The sequence below is a fragment of the Actinokineospora alba genome (assembly GCF_004362515.1).
Classification (GTDB): domain Bacteria; phylum Actinomycetota; class Actinomycetes; order Mycobacteriales; family Pseudonocardiaceae; genus Actinokineospora; species Actinokineospora alba.
Genome location: NZ_SNXU01000001.1, coordinates 2782003 through 2800115 on the forward strand (window position 1 = coordinate 2782003; position 18113 = coordinate 2800115).

Consider the following 18113-nt stretch of genomic DNA (forward strand, 5'->3'; position numbering starts at 1 on the left):
ATGAGTTCTCATTTCCCGTGCACAGCGAAATGAGAACTCGCTGTCGGGAAGTGGGGACTCGCGGATCTGACCGTGTTTCCCTCGACCGGGTGGTCCAAGATCGACGCTGAAGCGGTTAGGTTGGCCGGGTGCTTCCCCCCGACGTGTCCCCGGTGATCGGCTCGACAGTGGCCGGGTGCGCGGACCTTCCCGCCGCCCGAATCGCCGCGGAGACCTTCCGCCGCCACCACCCTGGCGCCACCTTCGTCACGCTCCTCGTCGACGGCCCCCGCGCCGACGGCGTGATCGTGCCCGCCGACATCGGCATCGGCGCCGACGAGCTCGCTGTCCTCGCCACCGGCCACACCGCCCGCGAAGCGTGTGTCGCGCTTCGGCCGCGGCTGATGGAGTGGCTGCTCGGCAAGCACGACAGCCCGGTGCTCTACCTCGACCCGTGGGTCCGCGTGTACGCGCCGCTGGTGCCGCACCTCGGCGACGCCGCGCTCGCGCTGGTCCCCAAGGTGCTGCGCCCGCTTCCCGCCGACGGTCTGCGACCCGACGCCGATGCCCTGCGCGCGGCCGGGGTCTACGACGAGGGATTCGTCGTGGTCGCCCACGGCGCCGAACACTTCCTGCACGCCTGGGCCGAGGCCTCCACCGCCGATCCGGACTCGGCGGGCGCGTTCCTCGACGGCGCCCCAGCCCTTGTCGATCACCGTGTCCTGCGCGACCCCGGCCTCGGCCTCTCCCGCTGGAACGCCGCCCAACGCCCGCTTGCACTGGCCGCCGACGGCTCGGTCACCTCGGGCGGGGCGCCGCTGCGGTCGGTCAACTTCGCCGGCTTCGACCCGACCCGTCCCTGGCTGCTCAGCGCCGACATCGCCGACCACCAGCGGGTCCTGCTCTCCGAACACCCGCTGCTCAACCGCGTCTGCGCCGAGTACGCGAGCGAGTTGGGCGAAGCGCCCGAGCCCACCGTCCGCTTCGGCACACTCGCCGACGGCACCGCGTTCCCGCCGTCGCTGCGGTCCGCGTACCGGCGAGCCAGGGCCGGCCGGGACAAACCGCCCGCCGCGGGCACCGACCCGGCGGGCTTCCTGCGCTGGGCCTGCGCGCCCGACCCCGAACTGCCGCGCTGGGCGGTCGCCCTGTGGCGCGACGACGAAGAACCGCGCGAACGCTTCGCCGACCCGTTCGGCGCCGACGCCGTGGCCTTCCGCGACTGGTGCGCCACCGACGCCGTTCTCACCGGCAGGCTCCACCCCCGCGCCGTCCCCGGCCAGTCCGAGGTGGCGCTCGTCGACCAGATCGGCGTCTCCGTGCTCGGCGACGGACCACTGGCCGACCGGGTCCGGCTGGCCGCCGGAGCCTCCGGGCTGCCCACGTCCGACCAACCCGTGTACCCGGTGGTGCTCGCCTGCGAAGGCACCTCCGGCATACCCCGGCAGCGGCACGTCATCGTGGTGCGCGACGAGTTCGGCCCGGTCCCGCCGCGGGCCGACGAGCGCTGGCTGGCCTGGCCCGCCGCCGCCTCGGCCCCGGACGGCGTCGCCACCCACACCGTGCCGCTCCCGGCCGTCGACCCGGGTGCCCGCGACGACGGCGCCAGGGAAGAAGCCCGGGCCAAGCTCGGCCTCGACGCGGCGCCGGTCTTCGTCGCCCTCGCCGACCACGCCGACGACCTCATCGCGGCGTTCGCGGCGGCGTTCCGCGACCGGGACGATGTCCGGCTGCTGCTGTTGGTCCCCGAATCGCGCGCGCGAACCGAGACCATTGAGCGGCTGCGGTCCTCAGCGGCGGGCAACGGCCGCGTCCGGCTGGTCACCGAGGCGTTCGACCGCGCGGTCGACGCCGCGGACTGGGCGATCTCGCTGCACGAACCGGGCTGCGCGGACACCGCGAAGGTCAACGCCTGGCTCACCGAGACCTCGCTGCGGGGTGTCCCGCTCATCACGATCGCCGGGGGAGTGGGGGCCGACCTGCTCGGTGCCGACGGCTGCGTCGCGCTGCCCACCGACGAGTTCGCCGCCGACACGATGATCGCCGGCGCCATCCGCGATCTCGCCGACGACCACGCCACCGCGGACAAGGTCGGCTCGGCCGCCCGGACGTCCGTGCTCGACAACCTCGCGCTCGCCGTCACCGGCGCCGCCGTGCGCAGGCGCATCGAACTGGCCTACCGCAGCTGGCGGGCGGGCCGGGCGGTCGCCGGGGCAGCCGACGACGACCCGCTGCGCGCGCTCCGGGCCGCTCGGCACGCCCTGTTGCGCAGGCCCGACGCCGACGTCGGGCACCGGATCCCGATGGCGCCGCAGCTGCGCCGGGCCGTGCTGCGCGTGCTCAACCACTACGACCAGCACCTGACCTCGGTCCTCAACTCGCTCATCGACGGGGTCGAGCGGACCGCGGCCGAGCTGGTCGAGCGCCAGGAGAAGCTGGCCACCGCGGGCGCGGGCCACGACATCGACCTGCTGCGCGCCGACCTCGACCTGATGGTCGAACGCGGGGCACACCTGTCCAAACAGGTCTCCGCGAACGGCGAGGAGGTCGTGCGGCTGCGCGGTGAGGTCAGCCGGGGGACCAGGGCGGTCAAGGAGCTGTCAACCCAGGTGCGGGAGACCCCACCGCCCACGGCGGACCCCGAGCACCTGCGTGCGCTCACCGAGATGCTGGCGGCCGGGCAGGCCCGGATCGACGCCCTGGAGACCAAGCTCAACGAGCGCCTCGGGGAGCGCGACAGCAAGGTCGCGATGAGCACCTGGTCGTCGGACCAGGCCCTCCGGGCGACCGACGCGCTGCGCAGAGTCGTTGTGCGGCAACACGAACGGGTGATTCCGGCGGAGTTGGCCGACGTGCCGACGTCGCTCGTCCTGTGCGACGCGGGCTTGCTCCGGCTGCCCGCGCACGACGCGGTGATGTCCCCGGTGCTGTCGAGCAACGGGGTCTGGGAACCGGACATCGCGGAGCTCATCGACTCGCTCATCGAGCCGGACAGCGTCTTCCTCGATATCGGCGCGTACGTCGGCTACCACGCGATCCGGGTGCTCGGCAGGCTCGGCACCAGCGGCACCGTCGCTGTCGTCGAACCGGCCGGGGAAGCCGTGAAACTGTTGCGGCACAACGTTTCCGAGAACGTCAGCGGCGCCGTGGCCGAACGCCTCGTGGTGCTGGAGGGAGCGGCATGGGACAGCCAGTCTCCGCTGGTGGGGACCCCTGCGGCGGGTGGTGGGCTGGCCATCGGGCCACAAGATCCACAAAAGGTGATCACCACCACATCGGGTGAATATCCGATCGCGGGCGTTCGGCTGGACCGCGAGCTCGACGGTCTGGAAGCCACTCGCGAGCAGCGTCTGTCGGTCGTGAAAGTGGACGTTCCGGGCCGTGGACACCGCGCTTTGGGGGGTCTCGTGCGCCGCCTGCGCAAGGACCGACCGCATGTCGTCGTAGCCATGGATGGGGCTCTGACCAGGGAATACGGGGACGACCCCGGAGTGGTCCTACGCGAGTTCCGCACGTGGGGCTACGAACTGGTGCGGCTGGGTGAGGAACGGGCGGTGAAGGTCGAGGATGTGGTCGACGAGGTGCTCACCGGGCAGGTGCGCACACTGTGGCTGCGACCCTCCACAAGCCGCTGACCAGCCGATTTGACTTTGCGATCAGCTACCGCGTAACTTTCTCCATGTCGCACGGAGCGCCGAACGGAACAGGACGCAAGAGCCTGGCGGAGTCGGAGTGGAAGAAAGCTTCTGGTAGTGTTCAGGAGCCGGACACCACCGGGTCGAGCGGGTTGACACCGCGAATCGAACCGGGTAAAGTTCTGCGGCGTTGCCTGAACCGGAATCCCTGCAAGGATCACTAGATCCCGCATGGGTCCGATGCAGACATAAAACTTAGTTAGCAATACCAGCCTCTGATGCTGTCGCTCCTTACCGGGGTGGTTAATTCGGATGTGCGTGTGTTGTTTGAGAACTCAACAGTGTGCCGATTTAAGCCAGTAGAGCTTAAATATAGAACCCCTTAGTGGGTTCCTTTGAGATGAATTGATGCCAGTTTTGGTGTCTGTTTGTCAGGTTTATCAAACATTCATTATTGGAGAGTTTGATCCTGGCTCAGGACGAACGCTGGCGGCGTGCTTAACACATGCAAGTCGAGCGGTAAGGCCCTTCGGGGTACACGAGCGGCGAACGGGTGAGTAACACGTGGGTAATCTGCCCTGCACTCTGGGATAAGCCCGGGAAACTGGGTCTAATACCGGATATGACCACTTCACGCATGTGTTGTGGTGGAAAGTTCCGGCGGTGCAGGATGAACCCGCGGCCTATCAGCTTGTTGGTGGGGTAATGGCCTACCAAGGCGACGACGGGTAGCCGGCCTGAGAGGGCGACCGGCCACACTGGGACTGAGACACGGCCCAGACTCCTACGGGAGGCAGCAGTGGGGAATATTGCACAATGGGCGAAAGCCTGATGCAGCGACGCCGCGTGAGGGATGACGGCCTTCGGGTTGTAAACCTCTTTCAGCAGGGACGAAGCGCAAGTGACGGTACCTGCAGAAGAAGCACCGGCTAACTACGTGCCAGCAGCCGCGGTAATACGTAGGGTGCGAGCGTTGTCCGGAATTATTGGGCGTAAAGAGCTCGTAGGCGGTTTGTTGCGTCGGCCGTGAAAACCTGGGGCTTAACCCTGGGCCTGCGGTCGATACGGGCAGACTTGAGTTCGGTAGGGGAGACTGGAATTCCTGGTGTAGCGGTGAAATGCGCAGATATCAGGAGGAACACCGGTGGCGAAGGCGGGTCTCTGGGCCGATACTGACGCTGAGGAGCGAAAGCGTGGGGAGCGAACAGGATTAGATACCCTGGTAGTCCACGCCGTAAACGGTGGGTGCTAGGTGTGGGGAACATTCCACGTTCTCCGTGCCGTAGCTAACGCATTAAGCACCCCGCCTGGGGAGTACGGCCGCAAGGCTAAAACTCAAAGGAATTGACGGGGGCCCGCACAAGCGGCGGAGCATGTGGATTAATTCGATGCAACGCGAAGAACCTTACCTAGGCTTGACATGGACCGGAAACCTGCAGAGATGTAGGCCCCCTTGTGGTCGGTTCACAGGTGGTGCATGGCTGTCGTCAGCTCGTGTCGTGAGATGTTGGGTTAAGTCCCGCAACGAGCGCAACCCTCGTTCTATGTTGCCAGCGCGTAATGGCGGGGACTCATAGGAGACTGCCGGGGTCAACTCGGAGGAAGGTGGGGATGACGTCAAGTCATCATGCCCCTTATGTCTAGGGCTTCACACATGCTACAATGGCCGGTACAGAGGGCTGCGAGACCGTGAGGTGGAGCGAATCCCTTAAAGCCGGTCTCAGTTCGGATCGGGGTCTGCAACTCGACCCCGTGAAGTCGGAGTCGCTAGTAATCGCAGATCAGCAACGCTGCGGTGAATACGTTCCCGGGCCTTGTACACACCGCCCGTCACGTCACGAAAGTCGGTAACACCCGAAGCCCATGGCCCAACTGCTTGCAGAGGGAGTGGTCGAAGGTGGGACTGGCGATTGGGACGAAGTCGTAACAAGGTAGCCGTACCGGAAGGTGCGGCTGGATCACCTCCTTTCTAAGGAGCATCTGACCCGCGGACCACTTCGGTGGTGCGTGTGGGAGGGCCACGCTGCAGCCGAACGCGCTGTGGGTGGTTGCTCATTCGCTGTGGAACTACTGGACGAGCTGAGACTCGCGGCGCCGGTCATCCGGTTAGTACTGCACACCTGCAAGGGTGCGCGTGGAACGCTGAGGACTGGGGTTGTGGAGTGGATGTGTGTCGGCACACTGTTGGGTCCTGAGACAACACCCGTTGTGGGGTTGTCCTCTGGTCAGGACCACCACAAGGAACCAAACCGGTCGGCGGGAACGTCGAGAAGGTGGTGCCAAGGACGTGGTGGGTTTCTGGTTGGTGTTTGAGAACTGCACAGTGGATGCGAGCATCTTTGTAGCAAGATATTAAGGGCATACGGTGGATGTCTAGGCATCAGGAGCCGATGAAGGACGTAGGAGGCTGCGATAAGCCTCGGGGAGCTGTCAACCGAGCTGAGATCCGAGGATGTCCGAATGGGGAAACCCGGCATCAGTCATGTGGTGTCACCCGCACCTGAATCTATAGGGTGTGTGGAGGGAACGCGGGGAAGTGAAACATCTCAGTACCCGTAGGAAGAGAAAACAACCGTGATTCCGTGAGTAGTGGCGAGCGAAAGCGGATGAGGCTAAACCGGATACGTGTGATACCCGGCAGGGGTTGCGTGTTCGGGGTCGTGGGACCTTTCTGATCGTTCTGCCGGACGGTCGAGGAGTTAGAAAACACTTGGGTTAGTGGAACGTTGCTGGAAAGCGCGACCGTAGAGGGTGAGAGTCCCGTACGTGAAAACCCGGTGTCTCCTGAGAGTGTTCCCAAGTAGCAGCGAGCTCGTGAAATTTGCTGTGAATCTGGCGGGACCACCCGCTAAGCCTAAATACTTCCTGATGACCGATAGCGGACTAGTACCGTGAGGGAAAGATGAAAAGTACCCCGGGAGGGGAGTGAAAGAGTACCTGAAACCGTGTGCCTACAAGCCGTCAGAGCCTTTCGGGGTGATGGCGTGCCTTTTGAAGAATGAGCCTGCGAGTTAGTGCTGCGTGGCGAGGTTAACCCGTGTGGGGTAGCCGTAGCGAAAGCGAGTCTGAATAGGGCGCTTGAGTCGCGTGGTCTAGACCCGAAGCGGAGTGATCTACCCATGGCCAGGGTGAAGCGACGGTAAGACGTCGTGGAGGCCCGAACCCACTTAGGTTGAAAACTGAGGGGATGAGCTGTGGGTAGGGGTGAAAGGCCAATCAAACTCCGTGATAGCTGGTTCTCCCCGAAATGCATTTAGGTGCAGCGTCGCATGTTTCACGCCGGGGGTAGAGCACTGGATGGTCTAGGGGGCCTACAAGCTTACCGAAATCAACCAAACTCCGAATACCGGTGTGTTAGAGTGCGGCAGTGAGACTGCGGGCGATAAGGTTCGTAGTCGAGAGGGAAACAGCCCAGAACACCAGCTAAGGCCCCTAAGTGTGTGCTAAGTGGGAAAGGATGTGGGGTCGCCCAGACAACCAGGAGGTTGGCTTAGAAGCAGCCACCCTTGAAAGAGTGCGTAATAGCTCACTGGTCAAGTGGTCCTGCGCCGACAATGTAGCGGGGCTTAAGCACACCGCCGAAGCTGTGTCATTCACACAATACATCCACTCGTTCCTTCGGGTTCGGGTGCAGTGGTGTGGATGGGTAGGGGAGCGTCGTGCAGCCATGGAAGCGGCGGAGTGATCCAGTCGTGGAGGCTGTGCGAGTGAGAATGCAGGCATGAGTAGCGAAAGAAGAGTGAGAAACTCTTCCGCCGGATGACCAAGGGTTCCTGGGCCAGGCTAATCCGCCCAGGGTAAGTCGGGACCTAAGGCGAGGCCGACAGGCGTAGTCGATGGACAACGGGTTGATATTCCCGTACCCGTGTGGACGCGTCCCTGGTGAGCTCGGTGATACTAACCGCCCAAAGCAATCCGGACCTTCGGGTCTGGTGCGTGGAGCGCGGGACCTGATCCGGTAGTAGCCAAACGATGGGGTGACGCAGGAGGGTAGCTCCGCCAGCAGTTGGTGACTGGTGTAAGCGTGTAGGCCGTGACATAGGCAAATCCGTGTCACACATAGGCTGAGACGTGATGCATAGCCGAATGAGGCGAAGTAGAGTGATCCCATGCTGCCGAGAAAAGCCTCTAGTGAGTTTCCACGCGGCCCGTACCCCAAACCGACACAGGTGGTCAGGTAGAGAATACCAAGGCGATCGGGTGAACTATGGTTAAGGAACTCGGCAAAATGCCCCCGTAACTTCGGGAGAAGGGGGGCCACAGCGCTTGAAGCCTCTTGCAGGCTAGGGCGAGGTGGCCGCAGAGACCAGCGAGAAGCGACTGTTTACTAAAAACACAGGTCCGTGCGAAGTCGCAAGACGATGTATACGGACTGACGCCTGCCCGGTGCTGGAACGTTAAGAGGACCGGTTAGCTCTTCGGGGCGAAGCTGAGAATTTAAGCGCCAGTAAACGGCGGTGGTAACTATAACCATCCTAAGGTAGCGAAATTCCTTGTCGGGTAAGTTCCGACCTGCACGAATGGCGTAACGACTTCTCGACTGTCTCAACCATAGGCCCGGCGAAATTGCACTACGAGTAAAGATGCTCGTTACGCGCGGCAGGACGGAAAGACCCCGGGACCTTTACTATAGCTTGGTATTGGTGCTTGGTTCGGTTTGTGTAGGATAGGTGGGAGACTGTGAAGCGGCCACGCCAGTGGTTGTGGAGTCAATCTTGAAATACCACTCTGATCGTACTGAGTGTCTAACTTCGGACCGTGATCCGGTTCAGGGACAGTGCCTGGTGGGTAGTTTAACTGGGGCGGTTGCCTCCCAAAGGGTAACGGAGGCGCCCAAAGGTTCCCTCAGCCTGGTTGGCAATCAGGTGTCGAGTGCAAGTGCACAAGGGAGCTTGACTGTGAGACTGACAGGTCGAGCAGGGACGAAAGTCGGGACTAGTGATCCGGCGCTGGCTGGTGGAAGCGGCGTCGCTCAACGGATAAAAGGTACCCCGGGGATAACAGGCTGATCTTGCCCAAGAGTCCATATCGACGGCATGGTTTGGCACCTCGATGTCGGCTCGTCGCATCCTGGGGCTGGAGTAGGTCCCAAGGGTTGGGCTGTTCGCCCATTAAAGCGGTACGCGAGCTGGGTTTAGAACGTCGTGAGACAGTTCGGTCCCTATCCGCCGCGCGCGCAGGAGACTTGAGGAAGGCTGTCCCTAGTACGAGAGGACCGGGACGGACGAACCTCTGGTGTGCCAGTTGTCCCGCCAGGGGCATGGCTGGTTGGCTACGTTCGGAAGGGATAACCGCTGAAGGCATCTAAGCGGGAAGCCTGTTCCAAGATGAGGTCTCCCACCCCCTTTGAGGGGTTAAGGCCCCCAGCAGACCACTGGGTTGATAGGCCGGAAATGGAAGCCCAGTAATGGGTGGAGTTGACCGGTACTAATAGGCCGAGGGCTTGCTACAAACATGCTACGCATCCACTGTGCGGTGTCTGAGACACCAACCACCCCACACCCCCGACACCACAGGTGTCCTGGGTGTGGGTCGAATGGTTGATAGTTTCATAGAGTTACGGCGGTCATAGCGGCAGGGAAACGCCCGGTCCCATCCCGAACCCGGAAGCTAAGCCTGCCAGCGCCGATGGTACTGCACTCGTGAGGGTGTGGGAGAGTAGGACGCCGCCGGACAAAAGTTGCGAATGCCCCGGTATTCATGAGAAATCATGAATACCGGGGCATTCTGCTATTTCCGGACTCAATATTCGGTCGCACGACCGGCGTCTGGGAGGCACGATGGCGCCATGACGATCCAGCGCCACGAGGATGCCGAGCTGTTCTGGAACACCACCAAGGCCCTGTTCTTGCAGGACCCCGTGCGGCACACCGTGGCCATCACCGTCATCAGCCAGCTCATCGAGGTGCCCGACAGCTACCGCGGTTCCATGATGCTCACCGTGCACGACAACGACGGCGGCCTGCTCGGGGCGTTGTTCCGGACCGCGCCTTGGCCGCTGTCGGTGTCCGCGCTTCCGGTGGAGACACACGCCGAGGTCGTGGACTACCTGCTGGCCGAAGGCATCGAGACCACCGGTGTCGGCGGGCCTCGCGATGTGGCGGATCCGTTTACCGAAGCGTGGATCGCGGCCTCCGGCCAAACCATTGAGCAGACAATCCCGATGCGCTTGTATCACCTGGGCCAACTCGAAATGCCTGCCAACGTCGCCGGGGAGTTTCGGCTGACGGGCGAAGCGGACGTGGCGATGGTCGGGGGTTGGTGGGAGGACTTCTTCGCGGAAGCCACGCACGGCGGTAACCCCGAATCGGGTGAACATGACGTCCGCAAGGCTCTCGAATTCGGTCGGGCGATCGGCTTGTGGGTCGACGAGGGTGAGCCGGGATCGTTCGCCGTTGCGTCTCCGCCGCGGGCTGGGATGAGCCGGATCGGACCGGTCTACACGCCGGCGGACAAGCGTGGCCGCGGATATGGGGCGGCGGTCACCGCGCAGGTCGCGCAGTGGGCAGTGGACCAGGGCGCGGAGCATGTTCTGCTGTTCACGGACCTGGACAACCCGACGTCGAATTCCATCTATCAGCGCATCGGGTTCCGGCCGGTCTTCGATGCCGTGGAGTACGTCTTCGCGGACCGGCATACTCTCGAAGCGTGACGCCCGTAACCATCCTCGTCCTGCAGCTCGCCGACAACGACCCGCCGGGACAGCTCGCCGAATGGCTGACCGACGCCGGTGCCGATGTCCGGATCGCGCACCCGTACCGCGAGAAGTTCGACGGCGACCTCGACGACTACCAAGCCGTGGTCTGCCTCGGCGGCCAGATGGGCGCCAACGACGTCATCGACCACCCGTGGCTCACCGACGTGCGGTCCCTGCTCGCCACCTGCGTGACCAAGCAGACCCCGCTCCTCGCGATCTGCCTGGGCGCGCAGCTGCTCGCCGTGGCCATGGGCGGCCAAGTGGCGACCGGTGACAACGGCCCGGAGATCGGTCCCGGCCTCATCGCCAAGCGCGACCTCGCGTGGACGGACCCGCTGTTCGCCGACCTGCCCCTGATGCCGGATGTCGTGCAGTTCCACCACGACACGGTCACCCGGCTCCCGAACTCCGCGGTGCTGCTCGCCTCGTCGACTCGGTACCCGCACCAGGCGTTCCGCATCGGCCAGGCCTATGGCATCCAGTTCCACATCGAGACCACGCCCGAGATCGTCCAGGCGTGGGCCAAAGCCGACCCGGAGGGCGCCGAGCTGGCCCGCCCGGGTGACCTGGAGCCGGAGCGGCTGATCGAACTGCACGACGACGTCGAGGAGGCCTGGCGACCGTTCGCCGAGCGGTTCGTGAAGCTCGCGCGCGGAGAGCTGACACCGGTCGAGCCCGCCCGCCCGCAGCTCCCCATGATCTGACGACATGGCCGACCGCGCCCGCTCCATCTCGTCCGCCGCCCGCTTCGGTCTGACCGAGAGCCGGGCGGAGGAAGAACTGCGCGCCGCCGGGCTCTGGGGTGACACGGGCCCGATCAGCGAGCACGAAGTGACCCTGACGGCCCTGTCGCGCACCCCCGACCCGGACCTGGCCCTGCGCGGTATCGACCGCGTGCGCACGCATGATCCTGAATCCTGGCCGGAGCTGCGCGCGGCCCTGACCGTCGACCGCAGGCTGCGCGGCAGGCTGCTGTCCGTGCTCGGCTCGTCCACCGCGCTGTCGGACTTCGTCGCAGTGCGGGCGGGGGAATGGCGCAGGCTGCGGGAATCCGGAACGGCTGCCACCGGCTACACCGAGACCCTGCTCGGCGCCGTCGATGCGCCCACGACCGGTGGACCGCAGGGGTCGGTGGCCGCGTTGCGCGGTGCGGAAGCCGTGCGGGCGCTCAAGTTCGCCTATCGCGGACTCATCCTGGAACTCGCCGCGGACGACCTCGGCCATCTCGTCGAGCCTGCACTGGAGGAACCGTCGTACGAGCAGGTCGCGGGCAGGCTCAGCGACCTGGCGGAGGCCGCGCTGCGGGCGGCGCTGGCCGTCGCGTGGGCGGAGAACGGTGGCGCCGAGGCACAGGAACGCGCTCAGCTCGCGGTGATCGCCATGGGCAAGTGCGGCGGCCACGAGCTGAACTACGTCAGCGACGTCGACGTGGTCTTCGTCGGTGAGGGCGACACCACGCTGGCGACCCGGGTGGCCAGCGCGATGATGCGGGTGGCGACGGAGGCGTGCTTCGAGGTCGACGCCGCGCTGCGCCCGGAAGGCAAGGCGGGCGCGCTGGTCCGCACCCTCGACGGCCATGAGGCGTACTACAAGCGCTGGGCGCGGACCTGGGAGTTTCAGGCGCTGCTCAAGGCACGCCCGATCGCGGGCGACGCCGATCTCGGCCGCGCGTATGTCGACGCGGTCAGCCCGATGGTGTGGATCGCCGCCGACCGGGACAACTTCGTCGCCGACGTCCAAGCCATGCGCCGCCGGGTTGAGGACCACGTGCCGTCACAGCTGGTGGAGCGGGAGCTCAAGCTCGGCCGGGGCGGGCTGCGCGACGTCGAGTTCGCGGTGCAGCTGCTGCAGCTCGTGCACGGTCGCACCGACGAGTCACTCCGCCTTGGCTCCACTGTGGACGCCTTGGCCGCGCTCGGCGCGGGCGGGTACGTCGGCCGGTCGGATGCGGTGGAACTCGCTGACTCATACCGGTTCCTCCGCACCTTGGAACACCGGCTACAGCTGCAGCGGCTGCGTCGCACCCACCTGTTCCCGGCCGAAGCCGACACCGCCGACCTGCGCTGGCTGGCCCGCGCGGCGGGCGTCGGCCCGGATCGAGGTCGCTCGGCCGCCCAGGTCCTCGTCGCCGAGTTCCGGGCGCACGGCAACAAGATCCGCAGGCTGCACGAGAAGCTGTTCTATCGTCCGCTGCTCGCCGCGGTGTCGCGCGTGCCGACGGATGCGTTGCGGCTCAACGAGAAGCAGGCGGCCGCGCGGCTCGCGGCCCTCGGCTACACCTCGCCCGACGGAGCGTTGCAGCACATCAAGGCCCTCACCGCCGGGGTGTCGCGCCGGGCGGCCATCCAGACCGCGCTGCTGCCGGTCCTGCTCGACCTGCTCGGCGGGACAGCCGATCCGGACGGCGGATTGTTGGCTTACCGCAAGGTTTCCGAGGCGTTGGCGGCCACCCCGTGGTACCTGCGCGTGCTGCGCGACGAGGGTGCGGTGGTGCAGCGGTTGGCCACGCTGCTGGGCACGTCCAAGCTTGTGCCCGACCTGATCGTGCGCGCCCCCGAGGTGCTTCGGCTGCTGAGCGACCCGAAGGCGCTGACCGACCGCGACCCCGCCGAGGTCGCCACGTCATTGCGCAACGCGGTCAACCGGCACAGCTACCTGGGCAACGCGGTCACCGCCGCGCGATCCCTGCGCAGGCACGAGGTGCTGCGCGTGGCGTGCGCGGACCTGTTGGGGTTCATGGACGTCATGTCGGTCTGTGAGGCCCTGTCGAGTGTGTGGAGCGCGGTCCTGCAGGCCACCCTGGCCGCGGTCGACCGGTCGGAGGCGGCGGCCGCGGGCAGTCACCCGGCGACCATCGCCGTCATCGGTATGGGCAGGCTCGGTGGCGCGGAACTGGGCTACGGCTCGGACGCGGACGTCATGTTCGTCTGTGAGCCCGCCCCCGGAGTGTCCGATTCGGACGCTCTGCGGTACGCGGGCCGGGTCGCACAGAGCGTCCGCAAGCTGCTGGGTTCGCCGAGCCAGGACCCGCCGCTGCAGGTCGACGTCGACCTGCGGCCGGAGGGCAGGCAGGGGGCGATCGTGCGGACACTGGAGTCGTATCGGACGTACTACAAGCAGTGGAGCGAGGTCTGGGAGGCGCAGGCACTGCTCCGGGCCCGCCCGGTCGCGGGGGACGCGGACCTCGGGGCGCGGTTCATCGAGATGATCGACCCGGTGCGCTACCCGCAGGGCGGCCTGGATGCCGCGCAGGTAAGGGAGATCCGGCGCATCAAGGCCAGAGTGGACACTGAACGCCTGCCCCGCGGCGCCGACCCGACGACCCACACCAAACTGGGTCGCGGCGGTCTCGCGGACGTCGAGTGGACCCTGCAGCTGATCCAGCTGCGCCACGCGCACGCCCACCCGGCGCTGCGCACACCGTCCACAATGGAGGGACTCACCGCCGCCGAGGCGGCAGGCCTGATCACCCCGGCGGACACGGCCGCGCTGCGCGAGGCGTGGCTCCTCGCGACCCAGGTCCGCAACGCGGCCACGCTGGTCCGCGGCAAGCAGACCGACCAGGTCCCCACCATGGGCCGCGAACTGGCCGCCGTCGCCGCCGCCCTGGGCCACCCCTCGGACACCGACGCCGGAGCCTTCCTCGACTCCTACCGCCGCACCACCCGCCGCGCCCGCGCAGTGATCGAACACGTCTTCTACGACGACTGACCACCAGCCTGGACGGGGTCACCCCACGGCCACACACCTCGAGACCGCCAGACATGACCACTTCACCGTGAAGCAAACCCCAAAGCAAAACCTCAAGGCGAAAGCGAAACCCCGGCGCCGGCGGCAAAACCCCCGCCCACCTCGGGGGGACGTCCCTTGGCCAGTCTATCGGGGAGGGGTGACGGAAACGGGGTTCGTGGGGTCGGTTGTGGACAACCCGAGTTCCTGTGGATAACCGCTGAGGCGCTGGTCACGACCATGGGCGCGCTGTCCGGGGTGGACTTTAGAGTCGGGGGTATGAGCTGGAAAATCCGCATCCCGGTGCGTTCCTACGAGCTCGACACCCTCGGCCACCTCAACCACGCCGTGTACCACCAGTACGGCGAGGTCGCCCGAGTCGAGGGGTTCGCGGCGGCGGGCTGCCAGTGGGGTGACTTCGTGACGCGCTCCGTGGCACCGGTGTTGCTGTCCTCGACGATCAACTTCCGGCGTGAGGTGCGCGGGGGCGAGCAGGTCGACGTGACCTGTGTGGTCAAGTTCGGCGCGGGCAAGACGTTCAACACCGACTCGGTGATCCTCAAGCTCGACGGCACGGTCGCCGCGGAGATCACCTGTTTGCTCGGCATGATGGACCTCAAGGAACGCAAGCTGGTCCAAGACCCGCTGGGAACACTCAAGGAATTCGGCTTCGACCCGACCGCCCTGGCGGCCTAGGCCACGACCAGTCAGCGACCAGTCGCACCGACCGACCGGCGCCTAAGGGGACCGTGACGGCACTTGACCACGGTCCCCGGCAAACCGGAGCGTGGCGCCTCTCGGAACCAACACTCAAAATTCCGGGGTGGCGGACAAGTGCCGCACGTCCGTCATGCCATGACTTCGCCGACCTCGACCTCCACGACGGCCTCCGCGGCCGCGCGCCGCAGGAGTTCGGTGGCGAGGGCGGGGGACTGCAGGTCGTCGGGGCCGTAGACGGGGACGTCGAGACCGGCCTGCGCCTCGCGCACCGCCAGGGGCGACGCGGTCAGCAGACCGCTCACTGCCAGGACCGGGTGGTTCGCCGCCCGCAGGCGCTGCACCCCGTACAGGGCACCGGAAGAGTCGGCCGCGGCGAACAGCACGCCGTCGGTGATCCGGCGGATCTCCGGCCGGTCGAGCAGTTGCGCGGTCTCCGGCTGCAGCAGCCCGTCGGCGATCTCCAGCACGATCGCGTCGACGCCGCGGGCCATGAGGTGGCCGTGGAGCAGCAGCGAACTCGACACCAGCCGCTCCAGCGGGATGCGGAACGTGGTCGACATCCCGGCGTCGGTGAAGTCGAGGGCCGCGATCGCGCCGGAGTCGCGGAACAGCCACGGGTCGCCGCCCGCCGCGGTGCCGGTGACCTTCGCCGCGCCCACCCGCAGACCCGAGCGGGACAGGCCGTGGACCAGGGACGCGACGGTCGTCGTCTTGCCTGAGTTCATCGAGGTGCCGACGACGATGAACGTCGGCGGCTTGCGCAGGGCCAGCAGCGGCGGCGCGCCGAGGCTCAGGTCGGACACGTTGAGCACGCGGCCGGACTGGTCGCCGACCAGGCCCAGCGGGCGCACGGTCGTCGGCGCGCTGACCGCGGCGTTGCGGCTGCGGACCTTGCCCAGCACCCCGCCCGCCGCGACCAGGTCGCAGGCGCCCAGGTCGTCGGGAAGTTCGGCTTCGAAGTGATCGGGGGCGTACCGCGCGCCGTAGGCGACGAGGATTTCATCGCCCACGTAGAGCTTGGCCTTGCGGCCGTCGGTCAGCTCCAGCAGCGTGTGGTAGCCGAGCTTGGTGACCTCGGCGAGTACGAGATCACCGTGTTTTGGCTGATCATCGCCTTGATGGACGAGGGTCAGCGGCGCGTCGCGATCGAGATTTCGCACCGAGTAGGCCGCCTTGAGGCGATCGACGCGTGCGGGATCAAGGGATGCGAACATGGCGGTTCCTCGTCGATAGCGTGGAGGCGCCCGATCGAGAGCCGATCGGACGTTATTGCGCGGCAGCGTAAGGCCTGCTTGCCGCGCAAGGGAATCCCACACGAGATCTCGATTCGGGAAACACTCCTGTAACCGGGACTACCTCCCAGGTCGCCATCAAACTTCCACCCTTTCGGGTGGTGCCCCCAGACGTGAAACGGGGCGGCGGTCGGGGTTTCCCCACGACCGCCGCCCCGAGTCAGGACGGGATCAGCCGATCACACGTCGTAGTTGTGTTCAGGCTGCGCGATGACCTGCGTCTTTGCGACCGCACCACGCTAGACCTGGTGGTTTGTGGTTGTTGCCGGTCCTTGTCGGTGGTCGTTCTTCGACGTCTGACGGCCTGTAGACGGCCTGGATTGGTGCCGGGTGCTGGATACTGACCGTGACACCCCTGCCATCCCGACCGAACGCGGCCCGCTGGTGCCCGCGCTGTTCGACGTGCCTCGCGTCGAACATGTCCTATTGGCTGCTCGCCATCGGCCGCAGCAGGTGGTCCTGCGCACGACCAAGCCAGCGCTGCCCTCAAGGCCCGCGAAGCCTCCGACCTGCTCACCACCGCCGGGGAGACCGAACACGCGGCGTTCTGGCGCTACGTCCAGGCGCACGCCCTGTTCAACCGGGGCCGCACCGAGGACCTTGCGGCGGCCCGCGCCGCGCTGGAAGACGTGATCAACAACGGGCCCCGCACGGCATGGTTTCGACGCCTGAGCCGCACCGTCGAAGACCTCCAAGGCCACGAGCCGAAAGCCGACGACACCGACCGCTTCTTCCTGGCCTGGGACGAATGGTGCCGCGAAGTCGGCGGCAAACTCGACCGTGCCCTCTCCATTGGCCGCACCATGCTCACCGGCAGCCACGACGAGCAGTGCGAGGGCCTGCGGGTACTCGCCCGGCTGGTCGGCGCCTCCGGCGAACGACCCATTCGGGCCGAGCAGAGCGCGACCGATTGCCGCTGGACGTGGTCCACGGTCAAGAGAGGCGAGCGCCGGGTCTGGGAAGTCAAGACCGGCGAGCCCAACCCCGTTGACCGCGATGACGTCGACCAATTGCTAGGGCAGATCGAGGTCGAGACCAAGCGCGCGCTGAAGACACGGACCTACGCCGACCGGTCCCTCTACCTCGGGCTGGACCCCAACTTCGCCTCGATCCTGGCCGACCCCGCCGTTCGTGCGTCGATCCCCGAGGGCACCGGACCAACTGTCCGCGCGGCGTTGGAACTGTACGACCAGGGATGGTCCGCCACCATCGACGCCTGCCGCACCTTCTGGCAAACACCGGCGCCAAGCTCCGGTGCCGCCGAGTCCGCGAGTCTGGCGGCACCTGGCCGTAAGTCGCGCCCCGGACGCAGCGCGGGCGGTAGCGGCGACGTGGCCAGCGCCGACGCCGAGGTGTCCGCAGCCACCGACCTGTGGATGGGCGTCGGTGCGGTTGGCGCGGCCCAGCGCCTGGGTCATCCGCTGGCCAACGCGATGACGCATGAGGCCGGCGTCGCCGAGGTAGGCGACCACGAACCGCTCGAACTCACTGCTGGCCTGTGGGACCGTGGTGATGATGACGAGCTTGCAGATCTCGCCCGCGAGGTCCAGGCCGTCGTAACGGCCAGCGGTGGCGCGGACAACCACCGGTTTATGTCTACCCAGCGAACGACCGGATCAGGTTTGGCTGAGAGTCGGCGCCGTTGAACAGTTTCGACCACTGCTCGACGTACTCGATGTCGCCGCCGAGCCAGTTGGCGATGGAATCCGCCTGCCCGCCGACGACCAGGATCTCTAGCTGGCGCTAATGACCTCTTAGGTGTGAACTATGCCTGAAACTGCGCCTGACCTGCGGAAACAGGACTTCCGCAGGTCAGGCGATTCCGTCCAGGGACGTTCAAGACCTTTCAGCGCAGTTGAACGCACCGCTTTGCTCCCCGTTTGCTCCCCACGCTGCTCCCCGGCCAGCGGATCTTCCTGTTCAACGGGTGGGTGCCTAGGGCAGCGATCCGGGGGAGTGGTTGGCTCAGTGAGTGCGACGATCTTGGCGCAGAGTGCCCGTGATGGTGCGGCTGGCCACGACAACGGGTCGGGGGCGCCCTGGTGCCGTGACCAGCCGCAG

Annotated in this window: 7 protein-coding genes and 3 rRNA genes; 9 read left to right on the forward strand and 1 reads right to left on the reverse strand. The window is 66.1% G+C overall.

All coding sequences use genetic code 11. The features are described 5' to 3' along the window. Positions 1 to 128 precede the first annotated feature (128 nt). The 8 genes from C8E96_RS13265 to C8E96_RS13300 all read left to right on the forward strand — a co-directional run bounded on the left by C8E96_RS13265 (position 129) and on the right by C8E96_RS13300 (position 14736). Positions 129 to 3614 carry an FkbM family methyltransferase gene (locus C8E96_RS13265; RefSeq protein ID WP_091383332.1) on the forward strand — a complete coding sequence of 1162 codons (3486 nt, stop codon included), beginning with the start codon at positions 129 to 131 and terminating at the stop codon, positions 3612 to 3614. A 451-nt stretch (positions 3615 to 4065) separates the two neighbouring features. After that, positions 4066 to 5583, forward strand: a 16S ribosomal RNA gene (locus tag C8E96_RS13270). A 373-nt stretch (positions 5584 to 5956) separates the two neighbouring features. Beyond that, positions 5957 to 9065: ribosomal RNA gene (locus C8E96_RS13275) — 23S ribosomal RNA — on the forward strand. Between the two features lie 107 nt (positions 9066 to 9172). Further along, positions 9173 to 9289: ribosomal RNA gene (rrf, locus tag C8E96_RS13280) — 5S ribosomal RNA — on the forward strand. Together the 16S, 23S and 5S rRNA genes form the textbook arrangement of a ribosomal RNA operon. 35 nt (positions 9290 to 9324) lie before the next feature. Then, positions 9325 to 10266 (forward strand): GNAT family N-acetyltransferase, encoded by a 942-nt coding sequence (locus C8E96_RS13285; RefSeq protein ID WP_091384347.1) that lies wholly within the window; start codon positions 9325 to 9327, stop codon positions 10264 to 10266. Then, positions 10263 to 11015 carry a type 1 glutamine amidotransferase gene (locus C8E96_RS13290; protein WP_091384350.1) on the forward strand — a complete coding sequence of 251 codons (753 nt, stop codon included), beginning with the start codon at positions 10263 to 10265 and terminating at the stop codon, positions 11013 to 11015. Before C8E96_RS13285 ends, C8E96_RS13290 begins: the two co-directional genes overlap by 4 nt. A gap of 4 nt (positions 11016 to 11019) precedes the next feature. Continuing rightward, positions 11020 to 14022 carry a bifunctional [glutamine synthetase] adenylyltransferase/[glutamine synthetase]-adenylyl-L-tyrosine phosphorylase gene (locus C8E96_RS13295; RefSeq protein WP_091384351.1) on the forward strand — a complete coding sequence of 1001 codons (3003 nt, stop codon included), beginning with the start codon at positions 11020 to 11022 and terminating at the stop codon, positions 14020 to 14022. Between the two features lie 297 nt (positions 14023 to 14319). After that, positions 14320 to 14736, forward strand: coding sequence for an acyl-CoA thioesterase (locus C8E96_RS13300; RefSeq protein ID WP_091384354.1), 417 nt, complete (start codon positions 14320 to 14322; stop codon positions 14734 to 14736). Between the two features lie 152 nt (positions 14737 to 14888). Here the strand turns inward: C8E96_RS13300 and C8E96_RS13305 are convergent, their stop codons facing one another. Beyond that, complete coding sequence (locus C8E96_RS13305) at positions 14889 to 15974, reverse strand: P-loop NTPase family protein (RefSeq protein ID WP_091384357.1); 1086 nt, start codon at positions 15972 to 15974, stop codon at positions 14889 to 14891. Between the two features lie 707 nt (positions 15975 to 16681). Between C8E96_RS13305 and C8E96_RS13310 the strand changes: the two genes are divergently transcribed. Next, positions 16682 to 17698, forward strand: coding sequence for a hypothetical protein (locus C8E96_RS13310; RefSeq protein WP_091384361.1), 1017 nt, complete (start codon positions 16682 to 16684; stop codon positions 17696 to 17698). Positions 17699 to 18113: the final 415 nt, after the last annotated feature.